Here is a 22,818-nt window from a genome sequence, read left to right as displayed (position 1 = left end):
ATCATCAGGGCCCGGATTTTCCGGGCCTTTCACTATCAGGTGGCTCTCATGTCCGGTTCCGTCTCTCCGCTTGCACCCAAAACCTTCGCTTCCATGCCTGCCCTTCGCGGTGTGCGCATGACCACGGCCTCCGCCGGCATCAAGTATAAGAACCGGACCGACGTCCTGCTGATGGTCTTCGACAAGCCGGCAGCCGTCGCCGGCGTTTTCACACGCTCGAAGTGCCCCTCGGCTCCCGTCGATTTCTGCCGGGCGAACCTGGCGCATGGCAGCGCTCGCGCCGTCGTCGTCAATTCCGGCAATGCCAATGCCTTTACCGGCCTGAAGGGCCGCCAGGCGACGGAACTGACCGCCAAGTCCGCTGCCTCTGCCGTCGGTTGCGGTGAAAACGAAGTCTATCTCGCCTCGACAGGCGTCATAGGCGAGCCTCTGGACGCGACCAAATTTGCCGGCGTGCTCGACACCATGGCGAAGGATGCCGTCAGCGATTTCTGGTTCGAAGCGGCCAAGGCGATCATGACCACGGATACCTATCCGAAGGTTGCGACCCGCAGCGCCGAGATCGATGGCGTCAAGGTCACCATCAACGGCATCGCCAAGGGTGCGGGCATGATCGCCCCCGATATGGCGACGATGCTTTCCTTCGTCGTGACGGATGCCGATATTTCCTCTTCCGCGCTGCAGGCGCTGCTGTCCGATGGTGTCGGTCCGAGCTTCAATTCCATGACTGTTGATAGCGATACCTCGACCTCGGATACGCTGATGCTGTTTGCCACCGGCGCTGCCGCGGCTGACGGACAGGCGCGCATCGACCGCGCCGATGACCCGAAGCTTGCGGCGTTCCGCACGGCACTCAACGAACTCCTCAAGGACCTCGCCATCCAGGTCGTCCGGGACGGCGAAGGCGCCACCAAGATGCTCGAGATCACCGTGACCGGCGCCGAAAATGACGCTGCCGCGAAGCGCATTGCGCTTTCCATCGCCAATTCGCCGCTGGTCAAAACAGCGGCCGCCGGCGAAGACGCCAATTGGGGCCGCGTCGTCATGGCGGTCGGCAAGGCCGGCGAGATGGCGGATCGCGACAAGCTCGCCATCTGGTTCGGCGATGTCCGCGTTGCCGTTAACGGCGAACGCGACGCTTCCTATTCGGAGGAGGCGGCGTCGAACGTGATGAAGCAGCAGGATATTCCCGTGAAGGTCGATCTCGGCCTCGGCAATGGCCGCGCGACGGTCTGGACCTGCGACCTCACCAAGGAATATGTTGCCATCAATGGCGACTACCGGAGCTGATATCTCGCTGATGCATGCGCAGTCCACGATAAACAAGCTGCCCTTGGTGCGCAGGCTCGAAGCTGTTGGCTTTCGGGCATGGCCTGCTTCGTCCGTGCAGTATGATGGCAGCTGGCAGGTGCGGCTGACGGCGGGTCATCCGTCGAAGCGGCTCAATTCGGTGGTGCCGCTCGACCCCTCCGATCATCGCGATCTCGAAATCCGGCTGGCGAAGGCGCGGCGGAAGTTCGAAGCTTATGGCAGGCCGATGGTGGTGCGCGAGACGCCGCTCGCCTCGTCGCAGCTCATCGATCTCCTGCAGAAGCGCGGCTGGACGCGGTTCGACGAGACGCTCGTCATGATCGCCGATCTGGTCGATCTGGAGCTGCCGGATATGCTCGATCACCTTCCGAGCCATGACGTCGGCCGCTACGTCGATGCGAGCCTGCTGGTTGATGGGGCTGATCCGGCCCTGAAGCCCGCGCTGGCCGAGGTGGTGAGCAGCATTAAGCCGCCGTCGGGTCTCTTCGTCATCGAAAATAACGATGCCGGACCCGTGGCGACGACACTTTGCGTACAGGATAATGATCTTGCCGGTATTCTGTCGGTTTCCGTTTCGGCGCAGCATCGGCGCAAGGGGTTGGGTGCCGAAATCCTGACGTCGGCGTTGCGTTGGGCGCGGATGCGCAGCGCCAAGACGGCCTGGCTTCAGGTCGCCGCCGACAACGAGCCGGCCCTGGCGCTTTATGCCCGCTTCGGATTCCGCGAGGCCTATCGCTATTGCTATTGGCAATCTTCGGAGGAAGCATGAGCGAAGCTGGCCGCAAGATCGTCCTCGTTGCCGCCTGCGCGCTCATCGATACGGATGGCCGGATTCTTCTGGCGCAGCGGCCCGAGGGCAAGTCGCTGGCCGGTCTCTGGGAATTCCCCGGCGGCAAGGTCGAGACCGGCGAGACGCCGGAGGAGACATTGGTGCGCGAGCTTGAGGAAGAGCTCGGTATCCAGACCAAGATTGCTTGCCTGGCACCGCTGACTTTCGCCAGCCACACCTATGAAACCTTCCATCTGCTGATGCCGCTCTATATCTGCCGGCGTTACGATGGCATCCCGCATGGCCGGGAAGGGCAGGCGATCAAATGGGTGCGGCCGCAGGCCCTGCGCGACTATCCGATGCCGCCGGCCGATGAGCCGCTGATCCCATTCCTGCAGGATCTGCTTTAGGGTTAGATTTCCTTGAAGCGGAAGTTCGACTGAGCGAGCTGATCGAGATTATTCGCCTTAGCCTCTCGATGGGAAGGCTCTGTCTTCGGTGTTCTCCGGAGCAACTCCGTCAGCATTTCCGATTGTCTGGCTGAATCCCGGCGGATTGCCTCTAGATGCTCGAGCATCAATCCGAAGGTAAAAATCACGGCACCGCAAAATGCATAGAAAAGCGCCGCGACCGGCCCCGCGACAAAGCCGCCGATGCCACCGATGAAAAGCATCGAGACGGCCAACACGATCGCGAAGGCGACAACGAGGCCGCCGACCGCTTTGAACAACCCCACCATATGTCAGCTCCGCCACAACTTATGAGAATGGTATCTTTGTCATGCGTCGCATTCGCGCGAGTGGGCGTCAACGTCAATCTATTGGTGTAATCTATTTATAACTATTCTTTGGCGTGCTATTCTGAGAGAAGTTTGTCGCCTGATGACGCACCGGGTCTTGTTTGAGTTTGCAGCGCACATATTTGGCGCGCTCAGAGACGGCATCGGGCAAGTATGGTTAACAGAAATTAGCCATTTAATATCAGGCCTATAGCCCGAATCGGGCGCTGTCCCGGAATATTACGCCTCATTAATTTGCATGTGGATATTAAGGGATCGTTTATGACCTTCTGGCATTCAATGCTCTCAATCAAGCGGTTGTTGGGTGCGTTAGAGAAGGCTTGACACAATGGACGACGATTTCTGGAAAGCTGTTCAGGAAAAAGAGCAGTCCTATTCCACGTCGCGCAAGACGGGCGCGTTGAATATCGCTTTGCTGTTCGGTACGGCGGCGGTCGCGCTTTCGCTTATCCTGACGCCAATGCTCTCCGACAAATCCAAGTCGCGTGTGCTTGCAAGTGCACCGGATCTCGACAATATTACCACCGGTTCGATCCCACAGACTGAAAACGGCAAGCGTTATACGATCCGCCGCAGCGTGCTGCAGCATGAGCCGGGTTCGGTCTGCATCGTTCAGGGGTACGGAGCCGACAGCGGCTGCCAATAGAGCTTACGCATAGCCTGCCAGATGCCATGACGAGCATCGGATTCACGAGATGTTGATGTCCAATGCTGGAGCTGGGAGCTTTGAGCGTATGCGTTCTGTACGGCGTTTTTTCAATGACAAGACCGGTGCAACGGTCATCGAGTACGGCCTCATCGCTGCCCTCATGTCCGCGGCGATCATCAGTGGTGTCGGCGCTTTCGGCGGGAGCCTTGCGAGCGCCTTCAATATATTGTCCAACACGATTCAGAATTCGTCTGCCTCCGGGAATTGAAGCGGCCGCCCGCTCCATTCGCCTCGACTGACGGACTATTGTTTGAGCTTGTGCTCCTCGACCTTGAGCGCATCGGCCAGGCGTGCCTTGGCCGAACCCGGCTGAAGCGGCTTCTGCTGGCTTTCATGCGGCGTCCAGCCGGATGCATAGATGATCGAGAAGGTCGCTCTGATCCTGCCGTCGGCATCGGAATAGCGCTCAGAGTAGAGTTCGGCGGCGCGCAGGAAAAAGGCGCGTGTCAGCGGCTTGCGGCTGCGGTCGGCAAGCGGATTGGTCATGCCCATGGCGCGCAGGTCGCGCATCAGCGCGAACAGATTGTCGTAGCGCACCGTATAGGTCTCGGCGTCTATGACGGGCAGAGTAAAACCGGCACGCTGCAAAAGGCCGCCGACATCGCGGACATCGGCGAAGGGGATGACGCGCGGGCTGGCTCCACCCGTCAGTTCGATCTCGGTTGCCAGCAGCACATCGCGCAATTCCTGCAGGGTTCCCAAGCCCGGGATCGCCGCCAGGAAAAGGCCGTCGGCCTTGAGCGCGCGGCGGACCTGGATGAAAACGCCAGGCGTATCGTTGGTGACATGCAAGCTGAGGGGAGAGAGGACAAGATTGACCGACTCGGCTTCGAGCGGCAATTCCTCGAGCGGCGCCGCGATCAAGGTCTCGCCGGGTGCGGCAAAGCCCGTCTCGCTTTCGATCCTGCTGAGATGGCCGATCTTGCCGGTCGCCAGCGCGAGGCGCGCCGCGATGCCGGTCGCGCCGTGAAGCTCCACCGCTTCGTCGAAATGCCGTTCGATGACACCAAGTCGCTCCGCCAGTTCGCTCGCCGCGATGTCGAGAAGAAACGCAGCCTTGGCGTCGCCCTGTCGCAGCGCCCGGTGTTTGCGGGCAGCGAGCAGCGATTGGTCGAACACGATTTCCATGGCGGTTTCCTGCAATATCATCACTTCGGCGGGGCGTGGCGAGCACGCACGTTTTCCCTTCGCAAAGCCTGCGGGAAAAAGCTAGTGCCAATCATATGGGGATGATGGCGCGCGAAATCACGCTAACGAAATTGCGGTCCGGGCTGATAAGGCCCTGGCTGGCTCTGGCTGATCTGGTCTATCCGCCGGCCTGTCCCGGTTGCGGGGTTTCGGTTGGCGCGCATCGCGGCCTTTGTCCCGCCTGCTGGTCCGGTATCCGGTTCATCGAGCGGCCCTATTGCGAGATCCTGGGCAGCCCGTTTTCCCATGATCTCGGCGCTGGGATCCTCAGCGCCGAGGCGATCGCCGACCCGCCGGTTTTCGACCGGCTGCGTTCCGCCGCGGTTCACGACGGCATCGTGCGCGACCTCGTTCTCAGCTTGAAATATCGCGATCGTACCGATCTGGCGCCGATGATGGCCGGCTGGATGCTGCGCGCCAGCGACGGCATGGTCACCGCTTGCGACGCCATAATTCCAGTGCCGCTGCATCGTGCGCGGTTGTTTGCGCGCAAATACAACCAGGCAGCCGAACTCGCCCGCCATCTTGCCCGGCTTTCGGGCAAGCCGCTGCTTCCTGCGACGCTGCTGCGCGTCAAGCGCACGAGCCAGCAGGTCGGTCTTGGCGCCAAGGCGCGGCAGGACAATGTGCGCGGGGCGTTCGCGGTGTCAGAGCATCGCGCGGGCGATGTGTTCGGCCGGCGCGTCGTGCTTGTCGACGATGTCTACACCACCGGCGCGACGGTGGCGGCGGCGACACGCGTCCTGAAGAAAGCCGGTGCGGCGGATGTGACGGTTTTGACCTTTGCAAGGGTCGTCGGCCATCTTATATGACTGTGAACCTGTACTTTTCCGGAGTGGATCATGACATCCGTCGTTATCTATACGCGTGAATTCTGCGGCTATTGCGCCCGGGCGAAATCGCTGCTCGAATCCAAGGGCGTCGATTATGTCGAGCGCAACGCAACCTATTCGCCCGAGCTGCGCCAGGAGATGATATCAAAGGCAAACGGCCGCTCGACCTTCCCGCAGATCTTCATCAATGGCGAGCATGTCGGCGGCTGCGACGACATCCATGCGCTCGATCGGGCCGGCAAGCTCGATCCGATGCTCGCCGCCTGAACCGCTTCGCAAGGGAGACGACGATGACCTTCAAAGCCGCCGCCATTCAGATGTGCTCCGGTGTCGATCCGGTGAAGAACGCAGCCGACATGGCGCGTCTGGTCCGTGAAGGCGCTTCGCAGGGCGCTGTCTATGTGCAGACGCCGGAGATGACGGGCGCCGTGCAGAAGGACCGACCCGGTCTGCGCGCCGTATTGCGCGATGAGGCAGGCGACATCATCGTCAAGACGGCCGCCGAGCTGGCGAAGGAACTCGGCATCTACCTCCACATCGGCTCGACAGCCATCGCGCTCGACGACGGCAAGATCGCCAATCGCGGCTTCCTCTTCGATCCTGACGGCAAGCTCGTCAACCGTTACGACAAGATCCATATGTTCGACGTCGATCTCGACAATGGCGAAAGCTGGCGCGAGAGCGCGGTCTATCGGCCTGGATCGGAGGCACGGATCACGTCGCTGCCCTTTGCCGAGCTCGGCTTTTCCATCTGCTACGACGTGCGCTTTCCGCAGCTCTTCCGCGCCCAGGCTGTTGCCGGCGCCGAAGTAATGACGGTCCCTGCCGCTTTCACCAGACAGACCGGCGAGGCGCATTGGGAAATCCTCTTGCGCGCCCGCGCCATCGAGAACGGCATGTTCGTCATCGCCGCCGCGCAGGCCGGCAAGCATGAGGACGGCCGTGAGACCTTCGGTCACTCGATGATCATCGATCCCTGGGGCAAGGTGCTGGCATCCGCCGGCGGCATAGGCGAGGCGGTGGTTATCGCCGAGATCGATATCGCGGCGGTGAAAGCGGCCCATGACAAAATTCCAAACCTGAAGAATGCGCGTGAATTTTCGCTGGAAAAGATCGCGACGCCGGCGGCTGGAGGCGTCGCTGCTTGATCCGCTACTCCCTTAGTTGTGACAATGCCCACGAGTTCGAGGGCTGGTTTTCGGAAAGTGCCGATTTCGACCGGCAGGTCGAAAGCGGTTTCCTGACGTGCCCCGTCTGCAATTCGGCCGCGATTTCAAAGCTCCTGATGGCGCCGTCTGTATCTACCGCGCGCAAGAAGACCGAGATGCAGACGCTTGCCATGGATGCTGCCCGTAAGGAAGCGATGGCCAAGCTCAAGGAAGCGGTCGAAGCCATCAAAGCCAATGCCGAGGATGTCGGCACGAAATTTCCCGAAGAGGCCCGCAAGATCCATTATGGCGAGGCGGATGCACGCGGGATTATCGGCAAGGCGACGCCGGACGAGGCGAAGGCTCTTGTCGACGAGGGTATCGAAATCGCCGCCATCCCCGTCCTACCCGACGATACCAATTGATGCCTGCAGACGGCCGCAGGCATCTCGCCATGTATAATTTCGGGCTGCATGTCGCGGCTTATGAAAGTCCCGACGTGGAAGGATTTCGCCTGCGGGAAGCGGCGAATTTCGAGGCGGCGGCTCGGGCCCATGGCTTCATCGGCCGCTCCGGCTATGCAGGGGAGCCTGGCATAGCCTGTTGGGGCGAACAGATCTTTCCGCGCTTCATCGCGGGTAGCGGCTTTGCGACCGCTCCGTCGTCGCTATCGCTCTGGGCGGATATCGAATCGCTGATGGCGTTTAGCTATAGCGGTGTGCATGCGGATGCCTTGAAACATGCTCGGCATTGGAATGTCAGGCAAAGCTGGCCGCCGCTGGTTCTCTGGTGGTTGGATGCCGATACGGTTCCGGCATGGAAAGACGGTGTCGAGCGGCTGGAACAACTTCACGACAACGGGCCGAGCGCTCGGGCCTTCTCGTTCAAGCACCCCTACGGCCCTGACGGCCATCCCGCAGAGATCGACCGTGGCCGGGTGAAGGAAATCGCAGCCCTGAATGCCATAGGCCAGGGCGACCTGCTGGCGCATGTCAGGGCGCTGAAAGTCTAGGCCAAATTGCCTGCTTTCGCAGATAGTGGCTTTAGCCCGGCCGCTTCGCCAGCAGCATGTAGTTCACATCCATATCCTTCGACAGGTTCCATCGGTCCTGCAGCGGCGAATAGAACACGCCGGTGCGGGCTATGATGTCCATCCCATCGGCGGCGAGCGGCTTTTCGATCTCTTCCGGGCGAACGAGCTTTTCATACTGGTGCGTGCCGCGCGGCAGCCAGCGCAGGACGTTTTCGGCGGCGAAGATCGCAAGCGCTGCCGCCTTCATCGTACGGTTGATGGTGGCGACGAACATCAGGCCGCCGGGCCGCACCATTTTCGCGCAGGTCGACAGGAAGAACTCGACGTCGGCAACATGCTCGACCACTTCCATGTTCAGCACGATATCGAAAGTCTCGCCGGCTTCGGCCAGCTGCTCGGCGGTGACGGCGCGATAGTCGACGGCGACGCCGGAGGACTTCGCGTGCGTCGAGGCGATGCCGATATTCTTTTCGGAGGGGTCGGCGCCGACGACGGAGGCACCCATGCGCGCCATCGGCTCCGACAGCAATCCGCCGCCGCAACCGATATCGAGCACGCGCAGGCCCTCCAGAGGCCGGCCGCTCTTCGGATCACGGCCGAAGTTTTCGCAGGCGTGATCGCGGATATAGGCAAGGCGAACGGGATTGAATTTGTGCAGCGGCTTGAACTTGCCGGTCGGGCTCCACCATTCGGCCGCCATGGCGGAGAAACGGTCCACTTCGCTCTGGTCGATCGTGCTTTTCGCCGCTTCGGTCATGGCTCACTCCCTGGTCTGTGCCGCGCCACTCGTTCGGACGGTTGCGAGGAATAATCTGTCGGATGTGAAGTCGGACGATCGGCGGCCGATGTCAAGGGCCGGGCCTTAGATGCTGTCCGCCGGCTGTCCCGATCGGTGAGAGCGGCTGGACGGTGGTTGACAGTGAACCGTCGCATGGCCGATCAATCGCCGGGGCTGTCAAATGGACTTGCAGAGCCGGATCGATTTCGATCGGCCGACTTATGGAGGAGTTCCTTATGAGACCACTATGTTTTGCGGCGGCAATTGCAATTGCCTGTCTCGCGGTCGCGCCGGCGAAGGCCGGAGACGGCAAGGGTTTTCGCCTGACCATCGATGGTGTCGAAGTGGGAATCAATCCCGGCGACACGCTCGACATGACGATGAAGGATGGACGCAAGCTCTCGGTGGCGCTGCAGCGCAGCGAAACGGTGACGTTCACCGGGACCAAGTTCTCTTTCGATCACGATGGCCAGTTCTCTGTCGCCAAGACTGACCTTGGCGGCACCGTGCAGCAATATGCGCTGATAACGCCGATTGGCACCGGTATCATCGTGCAGGAATACAAGGGACTCAATCCTTCAAGCATCACGGATTTCGTGCTGCAGCAGATGGTTCAGGAAAGCATCAATGCCGGTGCCAAGATGACGAAGCAGGCCACGCAGCGCTCAATTACCGGCGGGGTCATGCTGAAAGGCGTCAAGGCGGAAACCTCAACGGAAAATGATGTCATGGAGTATGAGATCGTGGCTACGGGGCGTCCGGATGGCGGCGTACTCGTTGCCACCTTCTCCAACAAGGAAAATATCCCCAAGGAAGGGGCTATCCTCGACGAGATGTGGTCGAGCCTAAAAGTGGAGTAGTAGAGAATAGTTTTAGGGGCGCCGGCTGTGCCAAGCTATTGCACCCGCCTGCCAAACTCGCTAAGAGACGCCCCCATTGAGATCAAGCTTTTCCGGCTACCAAACCGGAAGGGCGATTTTGCATGCCGGGCTTATCGCATTTCGGCCGCCCGGCGCCGGGTACTGGTAGAGGCACATGGCACGCATCGTGATGAAATTCGGCGGAACGTCCGTCGCGGATCTGGACCGTATCAAGAATGTCGCACGCCATGTGAAACGTGAAGTCGACGCCGGCCATGAGGTCGCGGTCGTCGTTTCCGCCATGTCCGGCAAGACCAACGAGCTGGTCGGCTGGGTCCAGAACATGCCGAAGGTCGCCGGTGCCGATCATTCGATCTATGATGCGCGCGAATATGACGCGGTGGTGGCTTCCGGCGAGCAGGTGACATCGGGTCTGCTGGCGATCGCGCTGCAGGCCATGGGCATCAACGCCCGCTCCTGGCAGGGCTGGCAGATCCCGATCCGCACCGACAATGCGCATGGCGCGGCGCGCATTCTCGAAATCGACGGCGGCGAAATGATCCGCCGCATGGGAGAAGGCCAGGTGGCTGTCGTCGCGGGCTTCCAGGGGCTTGGCCCGGACAACCGCCTCTCGACGCTCGGCCGCGGCGGTTCCGATACATCGGCGGTGGCGATTGCCGCTGCCGTCAAGGCCGATCGCTGTGATATCTATACCGATGTCGACGGCGTCTACACGACCGATCCGCGCATCGAGCCGAAGGCACGCCGCCTGAAGAAGATCGCCTTCGAGGAAATGCTCGAAATGGCCTCGCTCGGCGCCAAGGTGCTGCAAGTGCGCTCGGTCGAGCTGGCAATGGTCTTTAAGGTTCGCACCTTCGTGCGCTCCTCTTTTGAAGATCCCGATGCTCCGGGCATGGGCGATCTCTTGAACCCGCCCGGAACGCTGATTTGTGACGAGGAAGAAATCGTGGAACAGGAAGTAGTCACCGGCATTGCCTATGCCAAGGATGAGGCCCAGATCTCGCTGCGCCGTCTCGCCGACCGGCCGGGCGTTTCCGCCGCCATCTTCGGGCCGCTGGCCGAAAACCACATCAATGTCGACATGATCGTCCAGAATATTTCCGAGGACGGCTCCAAGACCGACATGACCTTCACGGTTCCCTCGGGCGATGTCGACAAGGCGCTGCGCGTTCTCGGCGAGAACAAGGAAAAGATCGGCTACGACGTGATCCAAAACGAATCAGGTCTGGTCAAGGTTTCGGTCATCGGCGTCGGCATGCGTTCGCACGCTGGCGTTGCCGCGACCGCTTTCCGGGCACTTGCCGAAAAAGGTATCAACATCAAGGCCATTACGACGTCAGAAATCAAGATTTCCATTCTGATCGACGGTCCTTATGCGGAACTGGCAGTCAGGACTTTGCATTCCTGCTACGGTCTGGATAAGAGTTGATACAGGACTGCTGACGACGGACCGTGACGGAGGCAAGCTTCGGCCGGCTCAGAGGCGGGCAAGAATGGCATGACATCTTGATTCGGGAGCTAGAGACGCAATGAGAGACCTATCCGGCGGTCCACGCGTTCTGCTCAAGCGGCTGCGCGAATTGATGGCGGAGCCGCTGGAGCCGCAGGAGCGTCTTGACCGGATCGTTCGCCAGATCGCCAGCAACATGGTCGCCGAAGTCTGCTCGGTCTATGTGCTGCGCGCCGACGGGGTACTCGAGCTCTATGCTACAGAGGGCCTCAACAAGGAAGCCGTCCACCTTTCGCAACTGAAGATGGGGCAAGGCCTGGTCGGCACGATCGCCGCCTCCGCCCAGCCGCTCAACCTGTCCGACGCGCAATCGCATCCCGCCTTCCGCTACCTGCCGGAAACGGGCGAAGAGATCTACCATTCCTTCCTCGGCGTGCCGATCCTGCGCACCGGCCGGTCGCTCGGCGTTCTCGTCGTTCAGAACAAGGCGAGCCGGAACTATCGCGAAGAAGAGCTGGAAGCGCTCGAAACCACGGCGATGGTGCTCGCCGAAATGATCGCCACCGGCGAGCTGAAGAAGATCACGAAGCCGGGACTGGAACTCGATCTCACCCGTTCGGTTACCATCGACGGCGACTGCTACAATGAAGGCATCGGCCTCGGCTATGTCGTGCTGCACGAGCCGCGCATCGTCGTCACCAACCTCTTGAACGAGGATGCCGACAAGGAAATCCGCCGGCTGGCCGAAGCGCTCGGTTCGCTGCGTATTTCGATCGACGACATGCTGTCGCGCCGCGACGTCTCGATGGAGGGCGAGCATCGCGAGGTGCTCGAAACCTATCGCATGTTCGCGCATGACCAGGGCTGGGTGCGCAAGCTCGAAGAAGCCGTGCGCAACGGCCTGACGGCGGAAGCCGCTGTCGAAAAAGTGCAGAGCGATACCAAGGCGCGCATGATGCGCCTGACCGATCCTTATCTGCGCGAGCGCATGCACGATTTCGAAGACCTGGCGAATCGGCTGCTCAGGCAGCTTATCGGCCATTCGGGCCGCACAAGCGCCGAAGGTTTCCCGAACGATGCGATCATCTTCGCGCGCGCCATGGGTGCTGCCGAGCTGCTCGACTATCCCCGCGCCAATATTCGCGGCCTGGTGCTCGAAGAGGGCGCCGTCACGAGCCACGTCGTCATCGTCGCCCGTGCCATGGGCATTCCGGTCATCGGCCAGGCGACCGGGATCGTCGCCCTTGCGGAAAACGGCGATTCGGTCATCATCGATGGCGATGGTGGCCATGTGCATCTCCGGCCGATGGCCGATCACCAGCGTTCCTACGAGGAAAAGGTGCGTTTTCGCGCCCGCCGGCAGGAGCAGTTCCGCGCGTTGCGCTCGGTCGAGCCGGTCACCAAGGACGGGCAGCGCATTTCATTGCAGATGAATGCCGGCCTGCTGGTCGATCTGCCGCAGCTTGCCGAATCCGGTGCCGAAGGCATCGGCCTGTTCCGCACGGAGCTGCAGTTCATGATCGCTTCCACCATGCCGAAGGCGGATGAGCAGGAGGCGTTCTACCGCAATGTGTTAAAGCAGGCGGACGGGCGCGTCGTCACCTTCAGAACGCTTGATATCGGCGGCGACAAGGTCGTGTCTTATTTCCGCGCGCATGAGGAAGAGAATCCGGCTCTCGGCTGGCGCGCCATTCGTCTCTCCCTGGATCGCCCGGGCTTGCTGCGCATGCAGCTGCGGGCCATGCTGAAGGCGGCGGCCGACGGCGAGTTGAAGTTGATGGTGCCGATGGTCACGGAGGTCTCCGAGATCAAGGCGGTGCGCGAGCTGTTGCAGAAGGAAGTGCAGCATCTCTCCCGTTTCGGGCATAGCCTGCCGCGCAAGCTGCAGTTCGGCGCCATGCTGGAAGTGCCGGCGCTGCTCTGGCAACTGGACGAGCTGATGGCGGAAGTCGATTTCGTCTCGGTCGGTTCCAACGATCTGTTCCAGTTCTCGATGGCGGTGGATCGCGGCAATGCCCGCGTGTCGGATCGCTTCGATCCGCTCGACCGGCCGTTCCTGCGTGTTCTTCGGGATATCGTGCGGGCCGGCGAGCGCAACAAGACGCCGGTGACGCTTTGCGGCGAACTGGCCGGCAAGACGATTTCGGCCATGGCACTGCTCGGCCTCGGCTTCCGTTCGGTATCGATGTCGCCGGCCTCGATCGGTCCGGTCAAGGCGATGCTTCTTGGGCTCGATCTCCAGGCCCTCTCGACCGTCATGGAGGAGGCACTGAACGACAAGCGTCCGACGACCTCGATGCGCGATATCCTTGTGCGCTTCGCCGAAAGTCACAATATTCCGCTTTAGCGTGTGATCCCGAAAGACCGTAAGCGGTGTCCGGACGAGATCATGCGCATCACATCACAGCAGATATAATAAGAAGAATTGGAGTCTAGGGTGGCCAAGCTTCCCGTTGAAAAAATGCGCGAGCTGGAGCGCCGTTTCGGTGAAATCGAGGCGCGCATGTCCGCCGGTCCCGCCGCGGATGTCTATGTGAAGCTTGCTTCCGAATATTCCGAATTGCAGCCGGTCGTCGCCAAGATCCGCGACTATGAGAAGGCGATTGCCGAGGCTTCGGATCTGGAAGCCATGCTCACCGACAAGTCCGTCGACCGCGAGATGCGCGATCTTGCCGATATGGAATTGCCCGAGGTCAAGGAGCGGATCGAGGTGCTGGAACAGGAAATCCAGATCCTGCTGCTGCCGAAGGACGCCGCCGACGAGAAGAGCGCGATCCTGGAAATCCGCGCCGGGACCGGCGGCTCGGAAGCCGCGCTTTTCGGCGGCGATCTCTTCCGCATGTATGAGCGCTTCGCCGCGAACAATGGCTGGAAAGTCGAAGTTCTCTCGGCGAGCGAAGGCGAGGCGGGCGGCTACAAGGAAATCATCGCGACCATCAGCGGCAAGGGCGTGTTCTCGCGGCTGAAGTTCGAATCCGGCGTGCATCGCGTGCAGCGCGTGCCGGAGACCGAAGCGGGCGGCCGAATTCATACCTCGGCGGCAACCGTCGCCGTGCTGCCGGAAGCCGAGGAAATCGATATCGAGATCCGCGCCGAGGATATCCGCATCGACACGATGCGCTCTTCGGGTGCCGGCGGCCAGCACGTCAACACCACGGACTCGGCGGTGCGCATCACCCATATTCCCTCCGGCATCGTGGTAACGAGCTCGGAAAAGTCGCAGCATCAGAACCGCGCCAAGGCGATGCAGGTGCTGCGCTCGCGTCTCTTCGACATGGAGCGCCAGCGCGCCGACAGCGAACGCTCGGCCGATCGCAAGAGCCAGGTCGGCTCCGGCGACCGATCCGAACGCATCCGCACCTATAATTTCCCGCAGGGACGGGTTACCGATCACCGCATCAACCTGACGCTCTACAAGCTCGACCGGATGATGGAAGGCGAGATCGACGAGGTGGTCGATGCGCTTCTGGCGGATTACCAGGCGAGCCAGCTCGCCCAGCTTGGCGAACAGGCATGAGCGGCGGGCAGGGGTCGACCGTAGCCGGGCTCCTGCAGGAGGTGCGCGCCAGCTTTGCGGAGGCAGACCTCGATGATCCCGCCACCGAGGCGCGCATCCTGGTCGGAGGGCTTCTCCGCCTTTCACCGACGGAGCTTGTGACACGGGGTTCCGAGGCGGTGCTGCCGGATGATGTGACGACGGCGCGGGTGGCGGTCGCCCGCCGTTTGAACCATGAGCCGGTTTACCGAATCCTCGGTGAGCGGGAATTCTACGGTCTGTCGTTGCGGCTGTCGCCCGCCACGCTCGAGCCGCGTCCCGACACCGAAATCCTCGTCGATACCATGCTGCCGCATGTGCGCCGCCTTCAATCCGAGCTTGGGAATGTCCACATTTTGGATCTGGGAACGGGAACGGGGGCCATTTGTCTGGCCCTGCTGCGTGAATGCCCGCAAGCGACGGGCGTCGGTTCCGATATCTCCGCTAAGGCGCTGGAGACTGCCCGCGGGAACGCGGAGCGGAATGGCTTGGCGGCGCGGTTCGAGACTGCGCAAGGAAGCTGGTTTGATGCCATCCACGAACGATTTCACGTGATTGTCTCAAATCCGCCCTATATTGCGTCCAGTGTCATTTCTACTCTCGCTCCAGAAGTAAAGGATTTCGATCCTCCCGCGGCCCTTGACGGGGGCCTTGATGGGCTGGATGCATATAGGGCGATCGCAAAGGATGCGGCGCGGTTTCTATACCCGGATGGCAAGATAGGGGTGGAGATCGGGTACGATCAGCGTGAAACGGTGACTTCGGTTTTTGAAGGAGCAGGATTTCTCCTTGTCGAGGCGGTTCGTGACTACGGCCAGAACGACCGGGTGCTTGTGTTTCAATTTCATCGGTAACGCGACACGTTGCTGCAGGTTTGTAGGCCCCCTGTTGTTATCGCAAATAAAAAGCTTGGATTTCCTGAGGAAGCGATATAGGTTGCGCTCACGCGTTGGGCGGCTGGGAATAGACGGGACGATTCGTCTATCTTGGACAGGCCTCGGGGATCCGCTCTTTGGTAAGAGTGTCAAAGGTTGAAGATAACCCAATGCGTGATCAGTTAATCTGACGTAGTCGAGCGGCAGACCGGCGCTAAAGCGCAGTTTGCTTGCGGCACGCAGGCCCTGGCTCGGAAGTATCCGAGCCGCGGCGGCAGGTGTCGTGTATGATTTTATCCCAACGAAGAGAATTCAGGTGAAGGATCTATGAGGCCAGGACAGCAGAACAAGCGCGGTCGGGGGCGTGGTAACAACAACGGCGGCGGCGGCGGAAATAACAACAACAATAACAACTTCAACCGCAAAGGCTCGAATCCGCTGACCAGGACTTATGACAGCTCCGGTCCCGATGTGAAGATTCGCGGAACCGCTCAGCATATCGCCGAGAAGTACGCGGCTCTGGCTCGCGACGCACACAGCTCCGGCGACCGCGTCATGGCTGAAAACTACCTTCAGCATGCCGAGCATTACAATCGGATTATCGCCAGCGGCCAGGCGCAGATGCAGGAGCGCTTTCAGCGCGACGATCAGAATAATTATAACGACCGCGATGCGGGCGACCGTGATATGGACGATATCGACGGAAACGACATGGACGACCAGCCGCAGATGGCTCCGCCTCCGGTTCGTCAGCATGCTCCCGTCGTTGCGCCCGCTCCGGCTCCCGAACCCGAGGTTATCGACGGCACCGGCCCGCAGCCGGTGATTGAAGGCATCCCGGCCGAGGTGGCAATCGAGGAAGAGACGCCTCCCGGCGGAGCCGCCGAGCGCCAGCCGCGCCGCCGCAATGCCGGAAACCGCCCGCGTCGCCAGCCCCGCCGCGCGGCTGATGCGGAAGGGAAGGACGAGGCCGCCGCGGGCGACGCCCCGGCTTTGGCCGACGCTGCATCGGGATAAGACGACCTCCCCTCAGGGGAAGCCGGTCAAAATACTGAAATGGGAACGGCGGTGCTGAAAGTGCCGCCGTTCCCATTTCTGCTTTCGGTTCCTTTTTTTCTCAGAGTACGGCCAGAAGTTTCCGGAGCCGTTATCATTCGCTTCCGAAACGGAACTTGTCCTTCTCCGGCCTATCGAGTGGAGAAATTTGATGCTTTCGACTGATAAAGCCGGCTGCCGTTTCTGTCTGGGGAATGAATTGCTCGCCGATGAGCCTCTGGGTGGCAACCGCTCCTTCTATATGCTCGGCAGTATCGATCCGGAAATGCCGCATGCCGTCACGATCATCCTGCGTCGGCATGCGGAAAGCCCTTTCGATATCCGTTCCGAGGAGTGGGCCGGATTGGGCGAAATGCTGACAATGGCAAAGGCTCACCTGGAATATTGCGGCCCGGATGGCTTCACTCTCGGTTGGAATGTCGGAGCCGTTGCAGGGCAGCACGTGTTTCATGTTCATTTGCACGTGGTTGCCCGTTTTGCCGATGAGCGCAACGCGGGTAGGGGAATCCGCGCCATCGTTCGCGGATGACATGTCCTTCCTGCTTTGCAGAGGCCGATGTCGCTGCAATCTTCCGCCTTTGGGTCAACGCGGCTCAACCCGGCAAATCCCTCACTTTTTTCGCTTTTGCCGCCCTTTAAACTCCTCAGATACCCTCCCATATTCTCCTCAGTTGCCTTGCCGCAAATCTCAACAGCGACAAGGCGGGGTCCGCCTCTTGAGGGGGCTCAATCTCAATCATCGATCTGCGCCGGTTAGGGCAGGCCGATCCATGGAGGTCCAGTATGAATATTGAAAAATACTCCGAGCGGGTGCGCGGTTTCCTGCAATCCGCCCAAACCTATGCGCTTGCGCAGGGTAATCAGCAGTTCACACCCGAACATGTTCTGAAAGTGCTTTTGGACGACGACCAAGGCATGGCCGCGTCGTTGATCGAACGCGCCGGCGGTGATGCCAAGGCTGCCCGTCTTGCCAATGACGCCGCGCTTGCCAAGTTGCCGAAGGTTTCCGGCGGCGATGGCCAGGTCTATCTCGCACAGCCGCTCGCCAAGGTATTTGCCACCGCCGAGGATGCGGCAAAGAAGGCGGGCGACAGCTTCGTCACCGTCGAGCGCCTCTTGCAGGCACTGGCGATCGAGTCGTCCGCTTCCACTTCCGCAACGCTGAAGAAGGCCGGCGTGACGCCTGTTACACTCAATCAGGTCATCAATGATATCCGCAAGGGTCGTACCGCCGATTCCGCCAATGCGGAGCAGGGCTTCGATTCACTGAAGAAATATGCACGCGACCTCACCGCCGAGGCTCGCGAGGGCAGGCTCGACCCGGTCATCGGCCGTGACGACGAAATTCGCCGCACCATTCAGGTTCTCTCCCGCCGCACGAAAAACAACCCCGTGCTGATCGGCGAGCCCGGCGTCGGCAAGACGGCGATCGTCGAGGGCTTGGCGCTCCGCATCGTCAATGGCGACGTGCCTGAATCGCTGAAAGACAAGAAGCTGATGGCGCTCGACATGGGCGCCTTGATCGCCGGCGCGAAATTCCGCGGCGAGTTCGAAGAGCGGCTGAAGGCCGTGCTCAACGAGGTCCAGTCGGAAAACGGCGAGATCATCCTGTTCATCGACGAAATGCACACGCTGGTCGGCGCGGGCAAGGCGGACGGCGCCATGGATGCTTCCAACCTGTTGAAGCCTGCGCTCGCCCGCGGTGAGCTGCATTGCGTCGGCGCGACCACGCTCGACGAATATCGCAAGCATGTCGAAAAGGATCCGGCTCTCGCACGACGCTTCCAGCCCGTCATGGTCGAGGAGCCCACAGTCGAGGATACGATTTCGATCCTGCGCGGCTTGAAGGAAAAGTATGAGCAGCACCACAAGGTCCGCATCGCCGATGCCGCCCTGGTGGCCGCCGCCATGCTGTCGAACCGCTATATCACCGATCGTTTCCTGCCGGACAAGGCCATCGACCTGATGGACGAAGCTGCGGCCCGCCTGCGCATGCAGGTGGACTCGAAGCCGGAAGAACTCGATGAACTCGATCGCCGCATCATCCAGCTGAAGATCGAGCGTGAGGCGCTGAAGAAGGAAACCGACCAGGCCTCGGCCGACCGGCTGAAGCGGCTGGAGACCGAGCTTATCTCGCTGGAAGAGGAAGCCGATGCGCTGACGGCGCGCTGGCAAGCCGAAAAGCAGAAGCTGGGTCTTGCCGCCGATCTGAAGAAGCAGCTTGACGAAGCCCGCAACGAGTTGGCGACCGCCCAACGCAAGGGTGAATTCCAGCGTGCCGGCGAGCTCGCCTATGGCGTGATCCCGAAGCTGGAGAAGGAGCTGCAAACTGCGGAAGAGCGGGACAGTGCCCGCGATTCCATGGTGCAGGAAGTGGTCACCGCCGACAATATCGCCCAGATCGTTTCCCGCTGGACCGGGATTCCGGTCGACAAGATGCTGGAAGGTGAACGCGACAAGCTGCTCCGGATGGAAGACGAACTGGCGAAGTGGGTCGTCGGCCAGGGCGATGCCGTTCAAGCGGTATCGCGTGCCGTCCGCCGGTCGCGCGCCGGGCTGCAGGATCCGAACCGGCCGATCGGCTCGTTCATCTTCCTCGGCCCCACCGGCGTCGGCAAGACGGAGCTGACTAAGGCGCTCGCCCGCTTCCTCTTCGATGACGATACGGCCATGGTGCGCATGGATATGTCCGAGTACATGGAGAAGCACTCCGTGGCCCGGCTGATCGGCGCCCCTCCCGGCTATGTCGGCTATGAGGAAGGCGGTGCGCTGACCGAAGCCGTCCGTCGCCGACCCTATCAGGTCGTGTTGTTCGACGAGATCGAGAAGGCGCATCCCGATGTCTTCAACGTCCTGCTCCAGGTTCTGGACGACGGGCGTTTGACGGATGGCCAGGGCCGCACGGTCGACTTCCGCAACACCATGATCATCATGACCTCCAACCTGGGCGCCGAATATCTGACCCAGCTGAAGGAAGGCGATGACAGCGATCTGGTGCGCGAACAGGTGATGGATGTGGTGCGGTCGCATTTCCGCCCGGAATTCCTGAACCGTGTCGACGAGATCATCCTGTTCCATCGCCTGAAGCGCGAGGAGATGGGCGCGATCGTCGATATCCAGCTGGAGCGGCTGCTGAAGCTTTTGTCGGAGCGCAAGATCACGCTCGAGCTCGACGACGATGCCCGCAACTGGCTCGCCAACAAGGGCTACGACCCCGCCTATGGTGCAAGGCCGCTGAAGCGGGTGATCCAGAAATATGTCCAGGATCCGCTCGCCGAACAGATCCTCTCCGGGCAGATTCCGGATGGCTCGCTGGTCAAGGTCACCAGCGGTTCCGACAGGCTGTTGTTCCGCCCGCGCCATGCGGTGAACGAGGCGGCATAAGGTCGAGAATGTTTGATGAAATGCGGATGGCGGCCTTTCGGCCGCCATCTTGCTTTTGAGAGCCTGCTTGCCTGACCCTGCCTCCTCTGTGATGCTGGCGCGGGTTTGGAGAGGGACGGAGGAAACCATGCTTGTTATCTTCGGTGGCCTGCCGGGCAGCGGAAAAACCACCATTGCGCGCGCGCTGGCGCAGCGGTTGGGCGGTGTGCACGTCCGGCTCGACACGATCGAGCAGGCGTTGCGGAATTCCGGTATGTTGAGAGCTGATGTCGGACCTGCCGGATATATGGTTGCCTATGGGGTCGCCGAAGACAATCTGAAACTGGGGAGAACCGTGATTGCGGATACAGTCAATCCCATTTCGGTGACGCGCGAAGCCTGGAGGCACGTCGCGCAGCGGGCGGGTGTGCCGTCAATCGAGGTGGAGGTCATCTGTTCCGACAGGACCGAGCATCGCCGGCGCGTGGAAACGCGCGAGGCCGATATCGAAGGCCTTGTGAATCCGACCTGGGACGAGGTCGTTACGCGAAACTATGATAGCTGGAGCTCGGGGCCTATCGTCGTCGATACGGCTTTCAAGGCGGTGGATGAGCTCATGGCGGAACTGGTTGTTCGGATGGAATCCGTTCGGGCCTAACTGGTTGCCCGCTGACCGGGATGTCCCAGCCTTCAGGGCTACTTGCTTGCGACCTGTTTCGACTTGTCGTCGCTGAGCAGCGTATCGATGCGCTTGCGCTCTTCCTGGAATTTGGCGAGAGCCTCGCCCTCGAGGGACTTGCCGCCGGGAAGGCGGATGCGCAGCGGGTCGACCTTCGTCCCGTTGACGATCAGTTCATAGTGGAGGTGCGGGCCGGTCGCGAGGCCGGTCGAGCCGATGAAGCCGATGACTTGTCCTTGAACCACCTTCGCGCCCGGCACGATGCCCTTGGCGATGGCGCTCTGATGGTTATAGGAGGAGACGTAGCCATTGGCATGACGGATCAGCGTCTGATTGCCGAAGCCGCTTGAATCCCAGCCGGCCTTTTCGACGATGCCGTTGCCGGCGGAGATGATCGGCGTGCCGCGGGGCGCAGCCCAATCCACGCCTGTATGCATGCGCGCAAAACCGAGGATCGGATGGCGTCGCATGCCGAAGCCGGATTTGAACACGCCGGTCGGAACAGGATTGCGCAACAGGAATTGCCGGATGCTCTTGCCGCCGTCATCGAAGTAATCGATCGAATTATCGGCCGGATCTTCGAAACGGTAGAAGCGGGTCACGGTATCGCCGAACTTGGCGTTGACGAAGAGCAGTTCGGAATCGGCTGTCGCCTGGCCGTTTTCATCGGCAACCGAGAAGAAGGCTTCCAGCGAATCCGCCGGTTTCAGCTGCGCCTGGAAATCGACATTGCTGGCAAGCAGCTTGACGATCTGCGCCACCATTTCCTTGTTCATGCCGTAGGAAAGCGCTGCGCGATAGATGCCGTCATAGACGCTCGGCAGATCGCGGCCGGCCACAGAGGGGGGGGCGTCGTTGTCGAAGGCGGTGGCGATGGCGTCAAGCATATGCGGTTCGCTGCCGGCGACGAAATCGCCACGATCGTTCTGCGCGATGGTCAGCAAATGCTTGGTGCCGCGGTAGATGCTGGCGCGGATGATCTTGGCCTGCTCGCCCTTCTGCAGGATGCCGATGCGAAGCACGTCGCCTGCGGAAACATCGGACGAGCCGAAGAACGGCTGGATCTTTGCCGTGATGTCGTCGGCATCCGCCTTGAGATAGCCGGCATTGGTGAGGGCCGTGACAATCGGCATGTTTTCCCGAACCGGAATGATGTCGTCGGCAAACTCCTGTGTCTGCGCGGTCACAGCCTGGGAGGGGGAGACGGACATGTTTTCCTCGACGATGCGGGCGGTCAGGCCGGCTGTCAGGTCGACGTCGGCATCGTCGTTGGCGAAACGGCGCGGATCGACATAATAGAGTGCCGAAAGCTGGGTATTGCCGTCTGTCAGGACCGAGCCGTTGGAGCGTACATTCTCTTCGACTTCGTCGAGCGACATGGAGCCGGCAAGCTGGAAGGGAATATCCTTGGACGGAAAGGGCACCGTCTTCAGGCTGACCTCCGATTCAACATCCGATCCGTAGATCGCGCCGGTCCGGTTGGCCGGCGGCGGTATATTCTCATCGGCGGAGAAGATCGCCAGCGGATCAAATGGTGGATAGCTTTCGTTGGCGATGCGATTGGTGGCTAAGGCGATCTTCACATGCGCGAAGGGCTGGCGACGCACCACCTCCTTGTCGCCGTCTTTCACAACGGTCGATACTTCGAGAATGTTGCGGTCTGACGGCTTGGACGCGATGGCGGTGGAAATCAGGCGCCCGCCGCGGGTGACCTGATCATCTGAGGCATCGTGATTGTCCGATGTCGCATAGGCTTCGGCCGGAATAGCCAGTTGCTGTCGTCCGTCGAGCGCTGCGAACAAGGCGACGCCCATCAATATGCTCGAGGTGACGCCGGTAAGGAAGGTGCCCGAGAGCCAGCGCAAGGAAACCTCGCGTCGATCCGGCGCCCGCCTGCCATCGGCCAGGATTGGCGGCTCGTTGCCGAGCGATCGGAGCATCATCTTGTCCGTCATCATGCCAATCGAAATCCGGTTCCTTCATGCGAGCCGCAGGCTGGGGGCGAAGATGTGCATATTTATGACAGGCGAGTCAAATCAACCGGGTGATATTCACTCTTTGGGGGCCTCGTTTCCTATAGAAATCTATGGTGCAGGTGATAGGGCTTGTGGGACGTTGCCGATGATCCGCCTCATATTGTGCCGCCAGCGGCGCCCGATTGGGTAGCGTGAGCATGCCAGGGAAGGAATGCGCGGGTGGCTTCGCCGCATCTTCAGCCGGAGCTCGGCATCCCTTCATAAATAGTTCATGAGAATCAATCACTTATTTGTTTTTCGATTTTTTTCAAAATCGCTTGTTGACTTGGTTCGTTGGGTGGGATTATAAGCCCACTCACTGAACGAGGGCGGCGGCGCTGCTGGCGACGACGACTTTCGCTCTAGTGTTTCCTGGATTGGCTGCGATGCTGATTG

General features: G+C 60.9%; 23 protein-coding genes. 19 read left to right on the top strand and 4 right to left on the bottom strand.

Annotated features, from left to right (window positions below):
- Positions 1-48: 48 nt before the first annotated feature.
- From argJ to mutT, 3 genes are read left to right on the top strand one after another with little or no spacing between them, the layout of a single operon-like run.
- A complete protein-coding gene (gene argJ, locus FHT28_RS23970; RefSeq protein WP_037196659.1) occupies positions 49-1,290 on the top strand; it encodes a bifunctional glutamate N-acetyltransferase/amino-acid acetyltransferase ArgJ in 1,242 nt (413 codons plus the stop codon).
- Positions 1,271-2,080, top strand: coding sequence for a GNAT family N-acetyltransferase (locus FHT28_RS23965; protein ID WP_168597545.1), 810 nt, complete (start codon positions 1,271-1,273; stop codon positions 2,078-2,080). The genes argJ and FHT28_RS23965 overlap by 20 nt, the downstream gene beginning before the upstream one ends.
- Entirely contained in the window at positions 2,077-2,490 is a 414-nt protein-coding gene (gene mutT / locus FHT28_RS23960) for an 8-oxo-dGTP diphosphatase MutT (protein ID WP_047640856.1), read from the top strand. Before FHT28_RS23965 ends, mutT begins: the two co-directional genes overlap by 4 nt.
- Before the next feature lie 2 nt (positions 2,491-2,492).
- Here mutT and FHT28_RS23955 read toward each other — a convergent pair whose 3' ends face one another.
- The gene (locus FHT28_RS23955) at positions 2,493-2,819 is read right to left on the bottom strand and encodes a hypothetical protein (protein WP_168597544.1); all 327 of its coding nucleotides are present in this window, start codon (positions 2,817-2,819) and stop codon (positions 2,493-2,495) included.
- Positions 2,820-3,207: 388 nt separating this feature from the next.
- Here FHT28_RS23955 and FHT28_RS23950 point away from each other — a divergent pair, with 388 nt between their 5' ends.
- Both FHT28_RS23950 and FHT28_RS23945 read left to right on the top strand, forming a co-directional pair.
- The gene (locus FHT28_RS23950) at positions 3,208-3,525 is read left to right on the top strand and encodes a hypothetical protein (RefSeq protein ID WP_034481918.1); all 318 of its coding nucleotides are present in this window, start codon (positions 3,208-3,210) and stop codon (positions 3,523-3,525) included.
- Positions 3,526-3,613: 88 nt separating this feature from the next.
- Entirely contained in the window at positions 3,614-3,796 is a 183-nt protein-coding gene (locus FHT28_RS23945) for a Flp family type IVb pilin (protein WP_037196651.1), read from the top strand.
- Positions 3,797-3,831: 35 nt separating this feature from the next.
- On the opposite strand, the gene FHT28_RS23940 is transcribed toward FHT28_RS23945, so the two are convergent.
- On the bottom strand, positions 3,832-4,716 hold the full coding sequence (locus FHT28_RS23940) for a methyltransferase domain-containing protein (RefSeq protein ID WP_037196913.1): 885 nt from the start codon (positions 4,714-4,716) through the stop codon (positions 3,832-3,834).
- 95 nt (positions 4,717-4,811) lie between these two features.
- Between FHT28_RS23940 and FHT28_RS23935 the strand changes: the two genes are divergently transcribed.
- The 5 genes from FHT28_RS23935 to FHT28_RS23915 are packed head-to-tail and all read left to right on the top strand — an operon-like array spanning position 4,812 to position 7,769.
- Complete coding sequence (locus FHT28_RS23935; protein ID WP_168597614.1) at positions 4,812-5,588, top strand: ComF family protein; 777 nt, start codon at positions 4,812-4,814, stop codon at positions 5,586-5,588.
- 30 nt (positions 5,589-5,618) lie between these two features.
- Positions 5,619-5,876, top strand: coding sequence for a glutaredoxin 3 (gene grxC, locus FHT28_RS23930; RefSeq protein WP_047553427.1), 258 nt, complete (start codon positions 5,619-5,621; stop codon positions 5,874-5,876).
- A 23-nt stretch (positions 5,877-5,899) separates the two neighbouring features.
- Positions 5,900-6,757 carry a carbon-nitrogen hydrolase family protein gene (locus tag FHT28_RS23925; RefSeq protein WP_168597543.1) on the top strand — a complete coding sequence of 286 codons (858 nt, stop codon included), beginning with the start codon at positions 5,900-5,902 and terminating at the stop codon, positions 6,755-6,757.
- Positions 6,754-7,182, top strand: coding sequence for a DUF1178 family protein (locus FHT28_RS23920; RefSeq protein WP_037196647.1), 429 nt, complete (start codon positions 6,754-6,756; stop codon positions 7,180-7,182). Before FHT28_RS23925 ends, FHT28_RS23920 begins: the two co-directional genes overlap by 4 nt.
- On the top strand, positions 7,182-7,769 hold the full coding sequence (locus FHT28_RS23915; RefSeq protein ID WP_168597542.1) for a DUF3291 domain-containing protein: 588 nt from the start codon (positions 7,182-7,184) through the stop codon (positions 7,767-7,769). Before FHT28_RS23920 ends, FHT28_RS23915 begins: the two co-directional genes overlap by 1 nt.
- 31 nt (positions 7,770-7,800) lie before the next feature.
- On the opposite strand, the gene ubiG is transcribed toward FHT28_RS23915, so the two are convergent.
- A complete protein-coding gene (gene ubiG, locus FHT28_RS23910; RefSeq protein ID WP_168597541.1) occupies positions 7,801-8,547 on the bottom strand; it encodes a bifunctional 2-polyprenyl-6-hydroxyphenol methylase/3-demethylubiquinol 3-O-methyltransferase UbiG in 747 nt (248 codons plus the stop codon).
- A 257-nt stretch (positions 8,548-8,804) separates the two neighbouring features.
- Here ubiG and FHT28_RS23905 point away from each other — a divergent pair, with 257 nt between their 5' ends.
- From FHT28_RS23905 to FHT28_RS23865, 9 genes are all read left to right on the top strand, one after another.
- A complete protein-coding gene (locus tag FHT28_RS23905; RefSeq protein ID WP_168597540.1) occupies positions 8,805-9,428 on the top strand; it encodes a hypothetical protein in 624 nt (207 codons plus the stop codon).
- A 175-nt stretch (positions 9,429-9,603) separates the two neighbouring features.
- On the top strand, positions 9,604-10,878 hold the full coding sequence (locus FHT28_RS23900) for an aspartate kinase (protein WP_037196641.1): 1,275 nt from the start codon (positions 9,604-9,606) through the stop codon (positions 10,876-10,878).
- Between the two features lie 100 nt (positions 10,879-10,978).
- Entirely contained in the window at positions 10,979-13,246 is a 2,268-nt protein-coding gene (ptsP, locus tag FHT28_RS23895; RefSeq protein WP_168597539.1) for a phosphoenolpyruvate--protein phosphotransferase, read from the top strand.
- A gap of 90 nt (positions 13,247-13,336) precedes the next feature.
- Positions 13,337-14,416 carry a peptide chain release factor 1 gene (gene prfA, locus FHT28_RS23890; protein ID WP_037196636.1) on the top strand — a complete coding sequence of 360 codons (1,080 nt, stop codon included), beginning with the start codon at positions 13,337-13,339 and terminating at the stop codon, positions 14,414-14,416.
- Entirely contained in the window at positions 14,413-15,288 is an 876-nt protein-coding gene (gene prmC / locus FHT28_RS23885) for a peptide chain release factor N(5)-glutamine methyltransferase (protein WP_168597538.1), read from the top strand. Before prfA ends, prmC begins: the two co-directional genes overlap by 4 nt.
- Before the next feature lie 348 nt (positions 15,289-15,636).
- A complete protein-coding gene (locus tag FHT28_RS23880; RefSeq protein WP_168597537.1) occupies positions 15,637-16,326 on the top strand; it encodes a DUF4167 domain-containing protein in 690 nt (229 codons plus the stop codon).
- Positions 16,327-16,516: 190 nt separating this feature from the next.
- Entirely contained in the window at positions 16,517-16,894 is a 378-nt protein-coding gene (locus tag FHT28_RS23875; RefSeq protein ID WP_168597536.1) for an HIT domain-containing protein, read from the top strand.
- A gap of 254 nt (positions 16,895-17,148) precedes the next feature.
- A complete protein-coding gene (clpB, locus tag FHT28_RS23870; protein WP_037196631.1) occupies positions 17,149-19,749 on the top strand; it encodes an ATP-dependent chaperone ClpB in 2,601 nt (866 codons plus the stop codon).
- Between the two features lie 127 nt (positions 19,750-19,876).
- A complete protein-coding gene (locus FHT28_RS23865) occupies positions 19,877-20,386 on the top strand; it encodes an AAA family ATPase (RefSeq protein WP_168597535.1) in 510 nt (169 codons plus the stop codon).
- Positions 20,387-20,424: 38 nt separating this feature from the next.
- Here the strand turns inward: FHT28_RS23865 and FHT28_RS23860 are convergent, their stop codons facing one another.
- The gene (locus FHT28_RS23860; RefSeq protein ID WP_037196624.1) at positions 20,425-22,365 is read right to left on the bottom strand and encodes a M23 family metallopeptidase; all 1,941 of its coding nucleotides are present in this window, start codon (positions 22,363-22,365) and stop codon (positions 20,425-20,427) included.
- Positions 22,366-22,818 lie beyond the last annotated feature (453 nt).

The sequence above is a fragment of the Rhizobium sp. SG570 genome, from assembly GCF_012275345.1.
Classification (GTDB): Bacteria; Pseudomonadota; Alphaproteobacteria; order Rhizobiales; family Rhizobiaceae; genus Rhizobium; species Rhizobium lusitanum.
This window is presented reverse-complemented; position numbering and strand designations above follow the sequence as displayed.

What these genes read in the sequence shown, in the direction of transcription:
- FHT28_RS23860 (WP_037196624.1), bottom strand. Translation starts at nt 22,365, where the DNA reads ATGATGACGGACAAGATGATGCTCCGATCGCTCGGCAACGAGCCGCCA.
- FHT28_RS23875 (WP_168597536.1), top strand. Translation starts at nt 16,517, where the DNA reads ATGCTTTCGACTGATAAAGCCGGCTGCCGTTTCTGTCTGGGGAATGAA.
- FHT28_RS23880 (WP_168597537.1), top strand. Translation starts at nt 15,637, where the DNA reads ATGAGGCCAGGACAGCAGAACAAGCGCGGTCGGGGGCGTGGTAACAAC.
- ubiG (WP_168597541.1), bottom strand. Translation starts at nt 8,547, where the DNA reads ATGACCGAAGCGGCGAAAAGCACGATCGACCAGAGCGAAGTGGACCGT.
- argJ (WP_037196659.1), top strand. Translation starts at nt 49, where the DNA reads ATGTCCGGTTCCGTCTCTCCGCTTGCACCCAAAACCTTCGCTTCCATG.
- FHT28_RS23915 (WP_168597542.1), top strand. Translation starts at nt 7,182, where the DNA reads ATGCCTGCAGACGGCCGCAGGCATCTCGCCATGTATAATTTCGGGCTG.
- FHT28_RS23950 (WP_034481918.1), top strand. Translation starts at nt 3,208, where the DNA reads ATGGACGACGATTTCTGGAAAGCTGTTCAGGAAAAAGAGCAGTCCTAT.
- FHT28_RS23935 (WP_168597614.1), top strand. Translation starts at nt 4,812, where the DNA reads ATGGGGATGATGGCGCGCGAAATCACGCTAACGAAATTGCGGTCCGGG.
- ptsP (WP_168597539.1), top strand. Translation starts at nt 10,979, where the DNA reads ATGAGAGACCTATCCGGCGGTCCACGCGTTCTGCTCAAGCGGCTGCGC.
- grxC (WP_047553427.1), top strand. Translation starts at nt 5,619, where the DNA reads ATGACATCCGTCGTTATCTATACGCGTGAATTCTGCGGCTATTGCGCC.
- FHT28_RS23955 (WP_168597544.1), bottom strand. Translation starts at nt 2,819, where the DNA reads ATGGTGGGGTTGTTCAAAGCGGTCGGCGGCCTCGTTGTCGCCTTCGCG.
- FHT28_RS23900 (WP_037196641.1), top strand. Translation starts at nt 9,604, where the DNA reads ATGGCACGCATCGTGATGAAATTCGGCGGAACGTCCGTCGCGGATCTG.
- FHT28_RS23945 (WP_037196651.1), top strand. Translation starts at nt 3,614, where the DNA reads ATGCGTTCTGTACGGCGTTTTTTCAATGACAAGACCGGTGCAACGGTC.
- FHT28_RS23925 (WP_168597543.1), top strand. Translation starts at nt 5,900, where the DNA reads ATGACCTTCAAAGCCGCCGCCATTCAGATGTGCTCCGGTGTCGATCCG.
- FHT28_RS23865 (WP_168597535.1), top strand. Translation starts at nt 19,877, where the DNA reads ATGCTTGTTATCTTCGGTGGCCTGCCGGGCAGCGGAAAAACCACCATT.
- prmC (WP_168597538.1), top strand. Translation starts at nt 14,413, where the DNA reads ATGAGCGGCGGGCAGGGGTCGACCGTAGCCGGGCTCCTGCAGGAGGTG.
- mutT (WP_047640856.1), top strand. Translation starts at nt 2,077, where the DNA reads ATGAGCGAAGCTGGCCGCAAGATCGTCCTCGTTGCCGCCTGCGCGCTC.
- FHT28_RS23965 (WP_168597545.1), top strand. Translation starts at nt 1,271, where the DNA reads ATGGCGACTACCGGAGCTGATATCTCGCTGATGCATGCGCAGTCCACG.
- FHT28_RS23905 (WP_168597540.1), top strand. Translation starts at nt 8,805, where the DNA reads ATGAGACCACTATGTTTTGCGGCGGCAATTGCAATTGCCTGTCTCGCG.
- clpB (WP_037196631.1), top strand. Translation starts at nt 17,149, where the DNA reads ATGAATATTGAAAAATACTCCGAGCGGGTGCGCGGTTTCCTGCAATCC.
- FHT28_RS23940 (WP_037196913.1), bottom strand. Translation starts at nt 4,716, where the DNA reads ATGGAAATCGTGTTCGACCAATCGCTGCTCGCTGCCCGCAAACACCGG.